Source organism: Streptomyces sp. AM25 (assembly GCF_058146165.1).
In genome coordinates, this window is record NZ_JBKIWN010000013.1 from 20559 (window position 1) to 36264 (window position 15706).

The window sequence follows — 15706 nt, forward strand, 5'->3', positions numbered from 1 at the left end:
GATCGTTGTGGTTACTGTGCGGTGCGATTGCAAGGGCTTCAAAGGGTTCACAGGAACCCGGCTTCCTGGACGAAGAGAGCGGCTTGCACTCGGTTTTCCAGGCCGAGTTTGTCCAGAACGCGGACCATGTGCGTCTTCACGGTGGAAAGACTCAGGTCGAGTTCCTGGGCGACCTCGGCATTGGAAAGGCCCTGCGCCGCAGCGTGCAGAACGCTCCGTTCTCGTTCCGTCAGTGCGTCGAGCAGGACGCGTGCGTCGCGCGGGACGAACGTGGCCCGTCCGCGCAGACCGTCGATCACCTGACGGGTGACGGCCGGTGACAGGGCCACGTGCCCGGCGGCAACGGCGCGCACCGCGCGGCGTACGTCCGCGGGTTCGGCCCCCTTCAGCAGGAACCCCTGAGCGCCACTGCGCAAGGCCGCACGGATGTGCGCGTTGTTGTCCAGGGTCGTGAAGACGATCACGTGTGGCGGGCGTGGCAGGGCCGTCAGACGTCGCACCACCTCGATCCCGTCGATGTCGGGAAGACGAATGTCGAGCAGGACCACATCGGGCCGGTGAATGCTCGTCAAACCCAGCGTGTTCACGCCGTCCGGCGCTTCGGCGATCACGCGGATACCCGGGAATGCCCTGAAGACCTCCTGCAGTCCCTGCCGCATGATCGAGTCGCTGTCGGCCAGAAGTACGTCGATCACGTCCGACCGCCCTTGCGGACGATCGCAGACCTGCCCCCGTACCGGGTCAGAACGGCGAGGCCCGCAGCGGCGGAACCCAGCACCGCACACACCAGGCCCTGGAGGGCACTCCCCACATCGCCGTGCACGCCTGCATGCGGGCCGGCCGGGTCGACGGGAGCCAGCACGGACAGCATCCACTCCGCTGTCGTGTGCAGGGTGCCGAGAAGCGTCGCGACGCATATGGCCGCCCAAGCAGCCTCCCTCGAGGAGCACCGCCCGTGCGCGACGGACATCCGGGCGGTCGCCCAGCCGAGGCAGGTTCCGAAGGCCACGTGGACCAGCCGGTCCACGTGCTGGTCCTGCCGGCCCAGCATCTCGCCCCACGGTGCTCCGGCCATGGCTGCGACGGAGAGGAACACCAGGACCGCGGCCCATACGGAGGGCGGAATGCGCCAGCACCGGTTCACCAGGGCCAGCGCGGCCAGGACGAAGAACGCGACCCCCGTGTACCAGATTTGGAGGACGGGCCACGGTGATCGCCACCAGAGTACGGCGGCGACAAGGACGCAACCGGTGAGCAGGGCCATCACGCAACTGCCGTCCCTGCCCCGGGAATCTGCCGTGCCCGGCCGGGCGTGTGCGAAGGGTGCACGGCGTGCGATGAACAGAAGGACCCATCCGAACGCCGTCGCGATCAGGACCTGTTGGAAAGTTCCCCCGATCACTCCGGCGTTGCCGGTCAGGCCCATGGTTCCGGCAACCGACGCCGCCAGGAGCATCACTGCGAAGGCCCCGCCGGAGACGATTTTCAGGATGCGGTCGCCGGACCGGAGCACCGTGCCGAGCACCGCGGCGAGCGCCGCTCCGAAGAGCAGCACTGCCGCGACGATATGGCCCAGGTCGTGCGGCGATGCCGGCGGGAAGGGACAGCCCGGTGAGCAGGGGAGCTCAGCCGCCCCGACGCTGCCGGTCGCGGCCAGTACCAGGCAGCCGGCGATTGGCACGGCGCCACGGCCACCCCCGAGTGGGAGAGCCGCTGCGGTCAGGACGAGTCCTGTGGCAAGGGCCCACAAGACGGAGTGAAAGGCCCCTGCCATCGGGGTCCCCGGTATCCCCAAATGGCTCAGGTACAGAGGGCGTTCCCCCGAGAGACCGAGAAACCCCAGGGCAGCACCCGCCCCTCCGGTCAGGATCGCACCACCACCGAACAAGGCCCGCTCCGTCACACCACGCCATGCGGTGCCGCGACCCTGTCGGACGGCCCCCGCCGTCGACGCAGCCGCCTCGTCGTTCAGACGACGCCTCACGGCGATCGACGGCTCCATGTGCATCCTCCCGGTCCGCAGCGAAGGCTGCGCGGCGCACGGGCGAATCATTTCCTTTGCGATCCCTGTGATCGCGAGAAATGCGGCGGCTGGAAGTGCCACGCTTTCCGGTGCATCTCCACTGTGCCCGCACTTTTCCCTCTCACTCATCGGCACTTCGAACCGAAACCGGTCGCTCTTTTCTCCGATGTCCGGTCTGTCGAAAGTTGTAGCGGCCCCGGGCCGTGCCCGTTCAGTCGACGCTGTGCGGGAGCAGAAGCTCGGCATTGTCGGCGTCGTATTCGAAGAGCTCGGCGTAGCGGCCCCAGGTGATCGCTGTGTTGAGTTGCAGATGGGCCTCCTCCTCGGCGAACTGCCTGGCGAGGATCTCGATCAAGGCCTGCTCGCGCACCCGGCCGTTCTCCGCGGCGAGGAGGAGACTGCGGATGATGGTGACGAGGGGGACGTTGGCCAGGGCTGCACCGGCGAAGAGTTGCTTGCGGGGAACGATGTCGGCGCGGGCGAAGGTGCGGCCGGGGGCGGTGAGGTGAAGGCGGTTGGCGCTGACGGTGGCGTAGCCGAGGAGCTGCGCGGCCTCGACGAGTGGCATGAGGTCGTCGATCTCGTAGGAGAGGGCCTCGGCGAGGGCGGGCAGGTCGACGGCCCCGCCGCGGGTGTCGAGGGTGTCGAGGAGCCCGGTGAGCGATTCGATGTTCGCCTTGGGGATCCCGGCACAGCCGGCGGTGATGAGCGGGTCCGCAGGAGCAGCGGCCGGGCGCCGGCCGGTCAGGGCTTCGTAGGCCTCGTTGACGGCCGTGGTGAATTCGGCCGCCTGGCGGTTGCGGGGGTGCGGCAGGTCGACCGCGATCTCGGCCTTGATGCGTCCGGGATTGGTGTCCAGGACGAGGATCCGGTCGGCGAGCTGGACGGCTTCCTCGATGTTGTGGGTGACCAGCAGTGCGGTGCGGGTGGGGATGTGCGGACTGGCGAGCAGTTCCAGGAGTTCCGAGCGCAGTGTCTGTGCCGTCAGGACGTCGAGGGCGGAGAAGGGCTCGTCCATGAGGAGGACGTCGGGCTCGACGACGAGGGCGCGGGCGAAACCGACGCGCTGGCGCATGCCGCCGGAGAGTTCCTTGGGGTAGGCGTTCTCGAAGCCGTCGAGCCCGACCATGTCGATGGCCTCGACGGCCCGGCGACGCCGCTCCTCCGGCCGGACGCCACGTGCGCGCAGACCGAGTTCGACGTTCTGCTGGACGGTCAGCCACGGCATCAGGGCGAAGGACTGGAAGAGCATCGAGGTACCGGGATTGGGGCCGTCGACCAGCTCGCCGCGGTAGCGGACGAGCCCGCTGCTGGTGGCGAGGAGTCCGGCGATGTGCCGCAGGAGTGTGGACTTTCCGGAGCCGGACTTGCCGAGGAGGGCGACGACTTCGCCCTCGTGCACGCTGATGTTGATGTCTTCGAGGACGGGCAGGACGGCGCCGTTGCGGGCGGGGAACGTCTTGTGCAGGTTCTGGGTGGCGATCACGGGGGTCGTGATGGACATGGGGAACTCCTTGTGAAAGATCAGATGGGCGTCAGAGCGGGCAGCGCTGCTGGGCGAAGCGGTACAGGCGGCGCCACAGGAGGCGGTTGAAGAGGACGACGTACACGCTCATGAGGACTGCTCCCAGGAAGTTGCGGGGGAAGTCGCCGTCGGTGGTGGCCTGTTGGATGTAGGCGCCGATGCCGACGGCGGTGAGAGTCGTGGAGCCGTAGGTGACGATCTCGGCCTGGATGGAGGCGTTCCATGCTCCGCCCGAGGCGGTGAGCGCTCCGGTGACGTACGAGGGGAAGACGGCCGGGAGGATGAGCGTCTTCCAGCGCAGCCAACCGCGCAGCCCCAGGTCGGCGGCGGCCTCACGCAGGTCGCCGGGGATGGCGCTGGCGCCTGCGATGACGTTGAACAGGACGTACCACTGGGCGCCGAGTGCCATCAGGGCGATGCAGCCCCAGTTGAGGGAGATGCCGGAGACGCCCAGCACGATGACGGCGAGGGGGAAGACGAAGTTGGTGGGGAAGGACGCCAGGACCTGGACGACGGGCTGGGCGATTCGGCTGATCCTGGGGTTCATGCCGATCCAGGCCCCGATCGGCACCCATACGACCGTGGCGAAGACGACCAGGAGCAGGACGCGCCCGTAGGTGATCAGGGCGATGAGGGCGGCATGTCCCACTTCGGCGGGCGGCACGTTGTCGAGGACGTAGGCGAAGGCCTGCCACACCGCCCAGCCGACGGTGATCGCGTACAGCGCGTAGAAGACGAGATCGGCGCGGCGGCGGCGTACGGGGTCGTGGCGCAGGCGCCCGGAGCTGGTGCCCAGGGCGGCCCTCATGACCCGGTCCAGTCGCTCGCCGGCCGGGCGCAGCAGCCGGGCGAGGGTGGTGGGGAGGGCGGAGCGGCGCAGGAGCTGGAGGACCCAGCTGCGGGGCTGTTCGGCGATCTCGCAGTCCTCGGTGCGGAAGCGCTCGGCCCAGGCGGTGACGGGCCTCCAGAAAAGGAAGTTGACGGAGGTCACCATGATGACCATGACGGCGATGGCCAGGGCGACGCGGCCGCCTTCTCCGTTGCCGAGGGCCTGGGCGACGTACGAGCCGACCCCGGGCAGGGCGTTGTCGGTGCCGCCCACGCTGATGGTCTCGGAGGCAGACAGGGCGAACCAGGCGGCCCCGAAGCTGATCATGCCGTTCCAGACCTGGGCGATCATGCCGCTGGGCACGTCGACGGTCCAGAAGCGCTGCCAACGCGTCAGGCGCAGCAGCCGGGCCGCTTCGTCGATCTCCTTGGGCTGAGTGGTCAGCGACTGGTAGAACGCAAGGGTCATGTTCCAGACGAGCGCGGTGAAGACCGCGAATATCGATGCGCATTCCAGGCCGAGCGTGGAGTGCGGGAACAACGCGATGAACCCGGTCACGGTGACGCTCAGAAAAGTGAGCACCGGGACGGACTGGAGAATATCGACAGCAGGTACGATCACTTTCGCTGCTCGGCGGGAGCGAGCCGCCCAGGTGCCGAAGACGAAGGTGAACAGCACGGACGGAACAAGTCCGGCGAACATACGGAAGACGGATCGGGCCGCGTAGTAAGGCAGCTCTCGCGGGTCGGTGGAAACGGCTGGCGGACGGTCCGGGCGGAAGGGCTGATCCGTGGTGGCACTCACCCTGACCAGCCCGTAGAAGAGGGCGACGATTCCGCAGAGGACGAGTACGTCGACCAGGCGGAGACGGGTGTCACGCGAAGTGAATTCGCGGATTTTCGACATGGTGAACCTGTAACTGTGAAGCGCGCGAGCTGCTCACAAGACCGGGGGTTTCGGGAGCAGCAGAAAGGAAGCCGGGCCCGTACGGGACGACGGCGATACGTAAAAGGCCTGCGTCAGCGGCAGTGCGAAGAAACACGACTGGGAGGTTCGCTGAAGATCACAACGACCACCTCCGTTCGCGTGAAGAGAGAAAAATTCCGGGCCGCAAACCATTTCGGTCCGGCCACGCCGCCACCCTTACACGGTCCACCGGACTGCGTCAAAAGAAAAGCCAATTCCTGAGCGGACCCTGAAGAGAATCTTCAGTAATTCTTCAGGCCGATTCACTGCACGGCGTGCAAGGATTGCCGCATGCGAATCCTGGTAGTGGAGGACGAAGAGGCGCTGGCCGACACCCTGCGGCGCGGCATCGCAGCCGACGGGCATTGGGTCGACGTTGTGCACGACGGCAATACCGGACTGACCAGGGCCCTGACCGAGGATTACGACGTCATCATGCTGGACGTGATGCTGCCCGGCCTCAACGGCTATCGCGTCTGCCGACAGCTGCGCACCCTGGGCATCGACACGCCCATCCTCATGCTGACCGCGAAGGACGGCGAATACGACGAGGCCGAAGGACTCGACTCCGGCGCCGACGACTACCTCACCAAGCCCTTCTCCTTCGTGGTACTGCTTGCCCGACTGCGCGCGCTGAGCCGCCGCAGCAGCCGCGAACGCCCCGCGACCCTTCAGTCGGGCGACCTCGTCCTCGACACGGCTGCTGCCCTGTGCAAGCGCGGCGAGAAGTCCATCGAGCTCACCGCGCGGGAAACCGAAGTCCTCGCCTGCCTGATGTCGGCCGACGGCACGGTGGTGTCCAAGAGCGACATCCTCCAGGAGGTCTGGGCTCCCGCATCCGACCTCGACCCCAACATCGTCGAGGTCTACGTCTCCTCATTGCGCAAGAAGATCGATGCTCCGTTCGGCAGGAACTCCATCCGCACGGTGCACGGTCGCGGATACCGCGTGGACCCCAACGCGGGCTGACCCATCGCACCCGCGGCCCGGTGTGCCCACAGCGCCGAAGACACAGCAGGCATGCAGCCTCCTCTGTCTTCCGGGCACATCGCCCCCGACTTTGGTGGCAGGAGATCAACAACCATCGGTCGACCCGATGGCCGGTTTTCGCACGTGAAAGTGGATGAGGTCCCTTTCCACCACCCTCCAGGAGGTCTCCACGATGATGTACCGGTGGCAGATCTCCCGTGGGGAGTGCCTGACAGCGCTGTTCGCGGCGTTCTACAACGTCGCGGATGTCCTGTCGGTACCGAGCAGCGGGCTCGTGACCGATCACCTCGCTGTCGACCTGACCGGGGCGTTCGCGCTCGGCCTCCTGCTGGTCTTCAGACAGCGGTACCCGATCGCGACGACCGTACTCTTCGTCATCGGTGACTGGATATTCCAGGCACCCAGCGGCCTGATCTGCGCCCTGCTCACGCTGGCGCAGGACGGAGCGATACGCCGGGCATGCTGTGCGGGCCTGATCGCCGTCATCGGCCCCGTCTTCACGCCGTGGATCGCCGGCAGGCCCTTCGAATTCGTCCTCGACGGCGCGAACAGCATCGCCCGCGCACTGATCTATGTCGTGGCACCGATCGCGGCGGGTACCTATCTGCGCAAGCGGCATGTGCGCCTCGTTTCACTGGCGGAGTACACAGCGCATTTGGAACGCGAGCAGGCTCTGGTGACCGCGCGGGCCCAGGCAGAGGAACGCAACCGCATCGCCAGCGAGATGCACGATGTCGTGGCGCACCAGGTCACTCATGTCCTGCTCTATGCAGGGGCATTGAAAGTGGGTGCCCACCGAGGTCCCGACTGGGTGGTCCAACAGGCCGATCTCATACGCCAGTCCGGGATCGAGGCTCTCGAGGAGCTCCGCGCAGTGCTGGGTGTACTGCGCCCGCCGGGCACGGAAGACGTCCCGGCCCCCCTAAAGCCGCCGGCCGTGCGGGCCGTGGAACGGCTGGTCGACAGGACCCGTGCGACCGGCACTCCCGTGGAGCTGACGGTCGAGAAAGCAGCCGTCATCGTACCGGCCGAAGTACGACACGCGGTCTACCGCATCGTGCAGGAGGCGCTGACCAACGCGATCCGGTACGCGCCCAGGGCCCCCGTGGAGGTCGAACTGCGCTGCGCCGAGGGCCTGTACCGGGTGCGCGTGGCCAACGAGCCACCCCGCGGGCCGGTACCCGTGGTTCCCAGCGGCGGCAACGGCCTGGTGGGCCTGCGGAAGCGCGTACAAGACCTGGGCGGCGCTTTCAGCGCGAGGCCCCGGAGCGGGGGCGGCTTCGCCGTCGAAGCCTTGCTCCCTTTCAGCGACCCCAACAATCTCAACGATTCCGGGGCCTTGGCCCCCGCTCCGAAAGCAAGTGAGAGATGATCAAGGTACTGCTCGTCGACGACGACAGCATCGTCCGCCAGGGCCTGACGACCATCCTGGAAGCTGCCGACGGCATTCACGTCGTGGGGCAGCTCAACGACGGCACCAAGGCCGTCGAGGCGGCCCGCGCGCTGCAGCCCGACGTGGTGCTCATGGACATCCGCATGCCTCGCATGGACGGCTTGACGGCCGCGTGTGCCCTGACGTCCGAGCTGAGCGATCCCCCCAAGATCATCATGCTGACGACCTTCAGCCAGGATGCGTACCTGCGCTCCGCGCTGCGAGCGGGAGCAGCCGGCTTCCTCCTCAAGGACTGCGAGCCGGAAGAACTGATCCAGGCCGTCCGCATCGTCTTCGCCGGCGAGGCGATGCTCTCCCCTGCCATCACACGGCACTTGATCGCCTCGTACACCACGCTCCCCCGCCCCACCGAGGCCGAGCTGCAAGCCTTGGACTCCCTCAGCTCTCGCGAACGCGAAGTGCTGCAAGGGATCGCCGAGGGCAAGTCGAACGCCGACATCGCCACAGCGCTGACCGTCAGCGAGCCCACGGTGAAGACCCATGTCAGCCACATCCTTACGAAACTCGGCGCGAACAACCGCGTCCAAGCCGCCCTCGTCGCCTACAACGCACGACTGGACGGCCGTGCGCCGGTCCGGTCGGGCCGGGCTTGAATCCCCAAGAAACGCAAGGAATGAAAATGCACGCCCCGCTGTCCTTCCCCATCCGCCGAGGCCGGCCCTTCCGTCAGCGGACGGCCGTACTCAGGGCGGGCTCGGCTCTCGGTGCGTCGCGCCGGGCTCTCCCCCGTCTTTCCCGCATGCTCAGTCCGGCTCCGGGCATTGCCACGACGGCCGGCAGCCGACCGGGCCAGGCAGTTACCGAGCTCGCGCGCCTCGCCGCCGAGCGCGTACTCACCGCCGACCAGGTCGCCGCATCCAAGTGGGTGAGCGGCCGCCCCATCGAGGACCCGGCGCGCGAGCAGCAGGTCCTGGCCGACATGGACGTCCGGGCCCGCGAACTCGGCGTCGACCGCGCCACCGCACAGCGAATCTTCGAGGACCAGATCGCGGCCAGCAAGCTCGTCCAGCGCCGCCTGCACGACCGCTGGCGCGCCAACCCCCAGGAAGCCCCCACGGAAGCCCCCGACCTCACCCGGGTCCGCGACCGGATCAACCGCATCAACGCGGAAATGCTGACCGTCACCCAGGAAGCCCAACACCTGCTGACCGCACCGGAGTTCCCGGCCGCACGCAACGAGGCACGTACCCGTGTGGCCGAGGACATGCGACTCGAAACCCCTTACCGCCAGGGGCTGCATCGCGCATTGGAAGGACTCTGCGGCACGCCGCGGAGCACGAAGTAAGGAAAGGCGAATCCTCATGGAATTCCGGCGACTCGGCCGCAGCGGCCTGTCCGTCAGCGCCATCGCGTACGGCAACTGGTTCACCCACGGCTTCCAGCTCCAGGACGACCACGCCGTCGCCTGTGTGCGAGCCGCCCTCGATGCGGGCATCACGACGTTCGACACGGCGGACCTGTACTCCAAGACCCTCGCCGAAACGGTACTCGGCCGGGCCCTGGCCGCAGAGCGACGGGAAGGCCTGGAAATCATGACCAAGGTCTTCTGGCCGACCGGCCCCGGTGCGAACGACCGAGGCCTGGGCCGCAAGCACGTCATCGAGTCGTGCCACGCCTCACTGCGCCGGCTCCGGACCGATTACGTCGACGTCTACCAGGCGCACCGCTTCGACCGCACTGTGCCTCTGGAAGAGACGATGCTGGCCTTCGCCGACCTCGTCAGACAGGGCAAGGCCCTCTACATCGGCGTCTCGGAGTGGACCGCCGAGGAGATCACGCGCGGCGCCGCACTGGCCCGCGAACTGCACGTCCCCTTCATCTCCAACCAGCCTCAGTACTCCCTGCTGTGGCGGGCCGCCGAGGCGCAGGTGTTCCCGGCATCCGAGCGCGAAGGGATCGGCCAGTTGGCTTGGTCACCGCTGGCTCAAGGCGTACTCACGGGCAAGTACAGGCCGGGACAGCCGCCGCCGACCGGCTCCCGCTGCTCCTACGACGCCTACAACCCGTTCATCGATGCACTCATACGGGACGAAGTCCTCGCCAAGGTCCAGCAACTGCGCCCGCTCGCGGAACAGGCTGGACTGACGATGTCCCAACTCGCCATCGCCTGGGTGCTGCAGAACCCGCATGTGTCGTCGGCAGTCATCGGCGCTTCCCAGCCCGCGCAGATAGCCGAGAACGTCGGGGCCGTCGGCGTACGGCTCGATGCCGATCTGATGGCGGCGATCGACGACGTACTTGCCGGGGTCGTCGAGGACGACCCGCGACGCACGATCTCGGTCACGCCCTGACCCATTTGACAACGACGTGAACAGATGGGCTGGGTGTCGGGCTGGGAGAAGACGATGCCCCGCCCGCTCACCCCGAGGGGGAGTGGGGGTCCCTCTCCCGACACGTCCACTCCGAAAGAGCATCCACGCACTGTCGACCAATGAGGTGAAGCCCGGACTGGAAGGAATACCGAGGTGCAGACTCCGGGCACGCCCAAATCGGCTGCTGTCGTTGCCCCTCGTGTCGTCGCGGCAACGTCTCACATGAGCACATACGGCGAGGAACACGCAGATGCCTCTGTCTTCTCCAGCAGGATCGGGCCGGAGGTTCACCCGGTCGGAGGTTCTGCCCGCGCTGGCGGCTCTGGTCTACAGCCTTGCCCGCGTACTCTCGGGCCCCGCAAACGGGCTCCTCGCCGGCAGGGCCGGCGTGGCGGCCGCCGCGGTTTCGGCCCTCAGCCTCCTGATGGTCTTCCGCTTGCGCTACCCCATCACCACCGCCGTCATCGCCGCGGTGGGCGACTGGTTCGTCTTCGCCCCCGGCGTCATGTTCCTCGCCCTGTTCACCGTCGCCCAGCAGGGCAGCTTGCGCATCGCCTGGATCCTGGGAGCAGCTTCCGCAGTGGCCGGGTCGCTCACCCCCGAGGCCACGGGCATGTCGTACACCCTCACCTTCTGGGGGTACTACCTCGCCCGGACGCTCTCGTACCTGCTCATCCCCATCCTCGTCGGCAGAGCCTTTCACGCCGGCCAGGTCAGCATCCTGACCCTCTCCGAGCACACCGCCCAGCTCGAGCGGGAGCAACAGCTCCTCGCCGAGCGGGCCCAGGCGCAGGAGCGCACCCGCATTGCCCAGGAGATGCACGATGTCGTGGCGCACCGCGTCACTCACGTGGTCATCCACGCCGGTGCCCTGAAAATGCACCCTGAGCGTGGCCCGCAGTGGGTCACCGAGCAGGCCGACCTCATCCGCCGGGCCGGGATCCAGGCGCTGGACGAGCTGCGCGGCATCCTCGGCGTCCTCCAGCCGCCCGGCAGCGCGGACAAGCCCTCGCCCCTGGAGCCACCAGGCGTCCGCGCCCTGGAACGCCTCGTCGAGGGCACCCGTGCCACCGGCACACCCGTGACCCTGACGATGAACGAGGCGCCGGAACCGGTTCCCGTCAGCATCCGGGCCGTGGTCTACCGGTTCGTCCAGGAAGGGCTCACCAATGCCGTCCGGTACGCGCCCGGAGCGCCCGTCGAAGTCGAGCTGCACCATGGCCCGCATTCACTCAAGGTCAGCGTGACCAACGGCCCTCCTGTCACCGCAGCTGCTCCCCTGCCGAGCGGCGGGCACGGCCTGGCCGGGTTGCGCAGGCGCGTCGAGGAACTGGGCGGAGACTTCCGTGCGGCCCCGGGCCCGGACGGGGGATTCCGCATCGCGGCGACGATTCCCCTCACCACCGAGTCGGCACCGGACCGGCTGTCCAAGGAGAACAATGATCAAGGTAATGCTGGTTGACGACGACAGCATCGTGCGCCAAGGGCTCGTCACCATCTTGGAGGCGGCGAACGACATCCACGTCGTGGCACAGATCGGCGACGGCTCGCAGGCCGTGGACACGGCTCGCAAGCTCCTGCCGGACGTCGTGCTCATGGACATCCGCATGCCTCAGATGAACGGCCTGGCCGCCACGGAAGCGCTGATGACGGAGCTGGCCGACCCGCCCAGGGTCGTGGTCCTCACCACCTTCGGCCAGGACGACTACGTCCGCACGGCGCTGCGTTCCGGCGCGGCCGGCTTCCTGCTCAAGGACAGCGAGCCCGAAGAGCTCATCCGCGCCATCCATGTCGTGCACGCGGGCGACGCCATGCTCTCCCCGGCCGTCACCCGGCACCTGATCGCGTCGTACGCGGCCATTCCGACCGTCAGCCAGAACAACGCCGAGGCCCTGGGCACACTCACCGAACGCGAGCGGGAGGTCCTCACTGCCGTGGCCCGGGGGCTGTCCAACGCCGATATCGCCCAGGAACTCTTCATGAGCGAAGGCACCGTGAAATCCCACCTCAGCAGCATCTTCAACAAGCTCGGCACGACCAACCGCGTGCAGGCCGCGCTCCTTGCCTACACGGCCGGCCTGGGCCAGGAGTCAACCGAGCAATGAACAGGCAGGCCTGCCATCGTCGTGTGCTCTGGCGGCCTACCTGTTCCGGCAGATGATGCCGCCTGCATGGCGTCCGGCTATGGGAAGGCGTCAACGCGCCAGTTACTCCATCGTGCCTCCATGAATCATTCTTTCGTCCCATGGATACGACCGTACGGCAGGAAATCATTGGTCCCGGACGACCCGTCCGACCGATATCAGGAGGCATTGACCATGGCCACCACGCGTACCGCACACACGGTATGGAACGGCAACCTCGTCGACGGCAGCGGCGAGGTCACCTTCGACTCGTCCGGCATCGGCACCCAGGCCGTGTCCTGGCCCTCCCGTGCCGAGCAGGCGAATGGCAGCACCAGCCCCGAAGAGCTGATCGCCGCCGCCCATTCCAGCTGCTTCTCGATGGCCCTCTCGCACGGCCTGACCGAAGCCGGCACTCCGCCCACCCGGCTGGAGACGAAGGCCGACGTGGACTTCCAGCCCGGCGAAGGCATTACCGGCATCCAACTCACCGTCCAGGGCCAGGTCCCCGGCCTCGACGAGCAGGCCTTCGTCGCGGCGGCCGAGGGCGCCAAGAACAACTGCCCCGTCAGCCAGGCCCTCACCGGCGTCGACATCACGCTGAATGCCACCCTGGTCTGACCACCAGGCCACCAAGCGGCGCTGCGGCCTTGAGCCCGCAGCGCCGCGCGCGTATGGGTCCGCCCTGGTCGTGAGGAGCCGAAGACCGTCGATGACGCCCTCAAAGCAGTTTCCCCTCAGGCCGACCGGCTGCGCCGGACGCTGATGTCCGGTTGCCGGCGGCGCCGGGCGCTTCAACCAGCTTGAGGAGAGCCCCTGACTATTACCACGGGGGCATCTCGGCACCCTGGTGGGCAGGAGCAGCGCCATCGCGAGGCAGAGCGAAAAGTCGACCTGTCACGATGATGAACAGGGCGGTGAGTGAATGCGATGACCGCGGCCGTCCCGTTAGCGCGCAATATCACTATCACCGTCATCATGCGCGCTTGCATGATCTTCGACCGATACAGAGCGAGTTGGGCATCGTCAACCCACCATCCACTGGCTGATCAGCGAGCCCACCAAGCACCCGCCGCATGGTGCGAGGACCCGCTCGCACCGGTCGGCACCAGGCCCAGCTCGCAGGCCAGGGCGGCCGCCTCGATACGGTTCTTCAGGTTCAGCTTGGTGAAGATCTGCGACGCCTGGGATTTCACGGTGGTTTTCGACATGCAAAGCCGCCGAGCGATCTGGGTGTTTGCGAGGCCGGCCCCGATGAGTTCAAGCATCAGCAGCTCGTCATCGCCGAGCTGGGCCAGCGATCTCCGGTTCCGTGCACGTCTGTTGTCCTGCTCTCTGGCCCTGCGCACCAGTTCGTCCAGCGCTTCAGGGACGACAGTGCAAGCACCGAGCAATACCGCCCGAAGAGCAGCTGTCAACTGGCGGGCAGGCAGATCGCGCCGCAGGACGCCCGAAGCGCCCACCATCAGCGCATCCAGGGCACAATCATGGACGTCACAGTCCGAAAGCAACAGAACTTTGGGGTGCTCATCAAGATTCATCAGTTCACGAGTCACCGTGGCGCCATCGGTATCCAGCAGGTGAGTATCGATCAGGGCCAGATCAGGCTGATGAGCATGTGCTGTTGCGATGGCTCCGACGCCATCGCTCGCCTTGGCAACCACGCGGAATTCTGACGTCGAGTCTACACGCAGGCACAATTTCTGCCTGATATCTTTTTGAGCGCCTACCACCAGCACGGACGCAACCATGTTGAACTCCTCTCGCTGATCCGCCGGCTCAACAGCGGGTGCAGGGCTGCACCACGAGGGGCGGTGGCGGCCAGACAGCCCCGGGTCTACGGACAAGGAGCGGGCCCAGCTGCTGTGGGCTATCCCTTCCGGATCCCGCAGCCCGATCCGGAAGGTGAGCCTCCTATTGATGCCAGACGCTGGGCCGGATGCCTCCCAGGTCCCCTGATATCGACATTCGCAGTCGAAACCGATGGCCCGTGTTGAGTTGTCTACGCCGCTCTCGCGGTGCGTGACTCCGATATTGGTGCGCGAGAAGGCCAGTGGGCATCGTCTTATGAACTGCTCTGCATAACCTGAAAGGTTGGCGATGCCTCCATCGTCCGTAGAGGCGTTCTTGGCTCAGCCCCGTCCTGGCCGAAGGGTGCCTGCGAAACACGTCGCTCCCCAACCCCGCCCCTTTGCCTCCTCCTGGGATGAAGTCCCCGCAAGCAAAGAACTGTTGCCAGTGCCAGCCCGGAACCGAGGGTCGGGCCGACTGCGGCGGGATGGCGCGCCCTCCGTCACCTGTCTGACGTTCGCAGGGGCGGAGAATCCGGTCGCCGGTGGCGTGGCGCGCTGATAGCTTGCTGCAGTGGATCTCTTCTCCCACACGTGGACGGCGTTGCGCACGGCGGTCGCCGCACTCGCGGACGACGACTTCGAGCGGCCGTCCGGCTGCACCGGCTGGCTCGTGCGGGACCTGGTGTGCCACCTGATCATCGATGCGCAGGACGTCCTGATCACTCTCGTGACCCCTGCCGAGACGGAACCGACCAGGGACGCGGTGACGTACTGGGAGGTCGTCGACACCCCGGCCGGCGACGACCCGCTCGACGCACTGATCGTCCGGCTGGCCGCCGCGTACGGGGACCCTGCACTGCTCAAGTTCCACCTCGACGACGTGGGGTCGGCCGCCGGGCGCGCCGCCGGACTCGCGGATCCGGACGTCCGGGTCGACACCCGAGGCCAGGTGCTCACCGCGGGCGACTACCTCGGCGCGTATGTCCTGGAATGGACGCTCCACCATCTCGACCTGATCGCGCACGTCCCGGACGCGGCCGAGCCGCCCGCCGAGGGTCTGTCCCGCTCCCGCGCGATGCTGGAGCAGATCGCCGGGGTCGCGTTCCCGGCGTCGTTCTCCGACGAGGACGCGCTCCTGATCGGCACGGGGCGCCGTGCCCCGACCGACGCGGAGAGGGCCGGACTCGGCGAGCCAGCCGCCCGGCTGCCGCTCGCCCTCGGCTAGGGCTTCCGCCGCAGGCAGCACGAACAGACCGGAACGAGCTGCGCATATGGCCGGATCCTCCCTCGTCCCGGTCCTACCGCCCTGAAATGATCAACGCCGTCGTACCCTCCCGCACCATCACAGATCGGATTCAGCACATGCGTCGGCGCATAACGGGCGGCCTGGTGGCCGGACTTGCCCTCACCGGAGCCCTGTTCGGGGCCGTTCCGTCCGCTCAGGCCGCCACTGCGGGGGCCCCGAACCTCAACTGTGTGAACGAGTACATCGGGTTCAACAACGGGCAGCCCTTCTACCACGTCCAGTGCGGCGTCATCGGGCAGGCGACCTGGTACGCGAACGCCGCCTGCTCGGACGGCACCGTCAAGAGCGCCGGCCCCATGACCAACTTCCAAGAGGTGTGGGTGTACTGCCCGGCGGGCACCGAGGTGAAGCGGGGCTGGGTCACCAGCTACTGATCCAACGGTCGT

Annotated in this window: 15 protein-coding genes; 10 read left to right on the forward strand and 5 right to left on the reverse strand. The window is 67.3% G+C overall.

Annotation, left to right across the window (positions count from 1 at the left end):
• Positions 1-47: 47 nt before the first annotated feature.
• The 4 genes from ACLHRZ_RS18360 to ACLHRZ_RS18375 are packed head-to-tail and all read right to left on the reverse strand — an operon-like array spanning position 48 to position 5283.
• Positions 48-695, reverse strand: coding sequence for a response regulator (locus tag ACLHRZ_RS18360; RefSeq protein ID WP_490419540.1), 648 nt, complete (start codon positions 693-695; stop codon positions 48-50).
• Entirely contained in the window at positions 692-2269 is a 1578-nt protein-coding gene (locus ACLHRZ_RS18365) for a DUF2238 domain-containing protein (RefSeq protein ID WP_490419541.1), read from the reverse strand. Before ACLHRZ_RS18365 ends, ACLHRZ_RS18360 begins: the two co-directional genes overlap by 4 nt.
• On the reverse strand, positions 2235-3527 hold the full coding sequence (locus ACLHRZ_RS18370; protein WP_490419542.1) for an ABC transporter ATP-binding protein: 1293 nt from the start codon (positions 3525-3527) through the stop codon (positions 2235-2237). Before ACLHRZ_RS18370 ends, ACLHRZ_RS18365 begins: the two co-directional genes overlap by 35 nt.
• A 31-nt stretch (positions 3528-3558) precedes the next feature.
• On the reverse strand, positions 3559-5283 hold the full coding sequence (locus ACLHRZ_RS18375; protein WP_490419543.1) for an ABC transporter permease: 1725 nt from the start codon (positions 5281-5283) through the stop codon (positions 3559-3561).
• A 351-nt stretch (positions 5284-5634) separates the two neighbouring features.
• Between ACLHRZ_RS18375 and ACLHRZ_RS18380 the strand changes: the two genes are divergently transcribed.
• From ACLHRZ_RS18380 to ACLHRZ_RS18415, 8 genes are all read left to right on the forward strand, one after another.
• On the forward strand, positions 5635-6312 hold the full coding sequence (locus ACLHRZ_RS18380; RefSeq protein ID WP_490419544.1) for a response regulator transcription factor: 678 nt from the start codon (positions 5635-5637) through the stop codon (positions 6310-6312).
• Positions 6313-6505: 193 nt separating this feature from the next.
• Positions 6506-7705 carry a sensor histidine kinase gene (locus tag ACLHRZ_RS18385; RefSeq protein ID WP_490419545.1) on the forward strand — a complete coding sequence of 400 codons (1200 nt, stop codon included), beginning with the start codon at positions 6506-6508 and terminating at the stop codon, positions 7703-7705.
• On the forward strand, positions 7702-8379 hold the full coding sequence (locus tag ACLHRZ_RS18390; protein ID WP_490419546.1) for a response regulator: 678 nt from the start codon (positions 7702-7704) through the stop codon (positions 8377-8379). The genes ACLHRZ_RS18385 and ACLHRZ_RS18390 overlap by 4 nt, the downstream gene beginning before the upstream one ends.
• 146 nt (positions 8380-8525) lie before the next feature.
• Positions 8526-9071, forward strand: coding sequence for a chorismate mutase (locus ACLHRZ_RS18395; protein ID WP_490419547.1), 546 nt, complete (start codon positions 8526-8528; stop codon positions 9069-9071).
• Between the two features lie 16 nt (positions 9072-9087).
• Positions 9088-10077, forward strand: coding sequence for an aldo/keto reductase family protein (locus tag ACLHRZ_RS18400; protein WP_490419548.1), 990 nt, complete (start codon positions 9088-9090; stop codon positions 10075-10077).
• 271 nt (positions 10078-10348) lie between these two features.
• Complete coding sequence (locus ACLHRZ_RS18405; RefSeq protein WP_490419549.1) at positions 10349-11560, forward strand: sensor histidine kinase; 1212 nt, start codon at positions 10349-10351, stop codon at positions 11558-11560.
• Positions 11538-12203: a response regulator gene (locus ACLHRZ_RS18410; RefSeq protein ID WP_490419550.1), complete on the forward strand. Its 666-nt coding sequence runs from the start codon at positions 11538-11540 to the stop codon at positions 12201-12203. Before ACLHRZ_RS18405 ends, ACLHRZ_RS18410 begins: the two co-directional genes overlap by 23 nt.
• Positions 12204-12416: 213 nt before the next feature.
• Positions 12417-12842: an OsmC family protein gene (locus tag ACLHRZ_RS18415; RefSeq protein ID WP_490419551.1), complete on the forward strand. Its 426-nt coding sequence runs from the start codon at positions 12417-12419 to the stop codon at positions 12840-12842.
• A gap of 428 nt (positions 12843-13270) precedes the next feature.
• On the opposite strand, the gene ACLHRZ_RS18420 is transcribed toward ACLHRZ_RS18415, so the two are convergent.
• A complete protein-coding gene (locus ACLHRZ_RS18420) occupies positions 13271-13972 on the reverse strand; it encodes a response regulator (RefSeq protein ID WP_490419552.1) in 702 nt (233 codons plus the stop codon).
• Positions 13973-14585: 613 nt separating this feature from the next.
• On the opposite strand from ACLHRZ_RS18420, the gene ACLHRZ_RS18425 reads away from it, so the two are divergent.
• Together ACLHRZ_RS18425 and ACLHRZ_RS18430 are read left to right on the forward strand one after the other, a co-directional pair.
• On the forward strand, positions 14586-15239 hold the full coding sequence (locus ACLHRZ_RS18425) for a maleylpyruvate isomerase N-terminal domain-containing protein (protein ID WP_490419553.1): 654 nt from the start codon (positions 14586-14588) through the stop codon (positions 15237-15239).
• Between the two features lie 137 nt (positions 15240-15376).
• A complete protein-coding gene (locus ACLHRZ_RS18430; RefSeq protein ID WP_490419554.1) occupies positions 15377-15694 on the forward strand; it encodes a hypothetical protein in 318 nt (105 codons plus the stop codon).
• Positions 15695-15706 lie beyond the last annotated feature (12 nt).

Excerpts from the sequence above, each read along its gene's own strand:
- ACLHRZ_RS18400 (WP_490419548.1), top strand. The coding sequence starts at position 9,088 with ATGGAATTCCGGCGACTCGGCCGCAGCGGCCTGTCCGTCAGCGCCATC.
- ACLHRZ_RS18385 (WP_490419545.1), top strand. The coding sequence starts at position 6,506 with ATGATGTACCGGTGGCAGATCTCCCGTGGGGAGTGCCTGACAGCGCTG.
- ACLHRZ_RS18380 (WP_490419544.1), top strand. The coding sequence starts at position 5,635 with ATGCGAATCCTGGTAGTGGAGGACGAAGAGGCGCTGGCCGACACCCTG.
- ACLHRZ_RS18395 (WP_490419547.1), top strand. The coding sequence starts at position 8,526 with ATGCTCAGTCCGGCTCCGGGCATTGCCACGACGGCCGGCAGCCGACCG.
- ACLHRZ_RS18405 (WP_490419549.1), top strand. The coding sequence starts at position 10,349 with ATGCCTCTGTCTTCTCCAGCAGGATCGGGCCGGAGGTTCACCCGGTCG.
- ACLHRZ_RS18375 (WP_490419543.1), bottom strand. The coding sequence starts at position 5,283 with ATGTCGAAAATCCGCGAATTCACTTCGCGTGACACCCGTCTCCGCCTG.
- ACLHRZ_RS18410 (WP_490419550.1), top strand. The coding sequence starts at position 11,538 with ATGATCAAGGTAATGCTGGTTGACGACGACAGCATCGTGCGCCAAGGG.
- ACLHRZ_RS18420 (WP_490419552.1), bottom strand. The coding sequence starts at position 13,972 with ATGGTTGCGTCCGTGCTGGTGGTAGGCGCTCAAAAAGATATCAGGCAG.
- ACLHRZ_RS18415 (WP_490419551.1), top strand. The coding sequence starts at position 12,417 with ATGGCCACCACGCGTACCGCACACACGGTATGGAACGGCAACCTCGTC.
- ACLHRZ_RS18370 (WP_490419542.1), bottom strand. The coding sequence starts at position 3,527 with ATGTCCATCACGACCCCCGTGATCGCCACCCAGAACCTGCACAAGACG.
- ACLHRZ_RS18390 (WP_490419546.1), top strand. The coding sequence starts at position 7,702 with ATGATCAAGGTACTGCTCGTCGACGACGACAGCATCGTCCGCCAGGGC.
- ACLHRZ_RS18365 (WP_490419541.1), bottom strand. The coding sequence starts at position 2,269 with ATGCCGAGCTTCTGCTCCCGCACAGCGTCGACTGAACGGGCACGGCCC.
- ACLHRZ_RS18430 (WP_490419554.1), top strand. The coding sequence starts at position 15,377 with ATGCGTCGGCGCATAACGGGCGGCCTGGTGGCCGGACTTGCCCTCACC.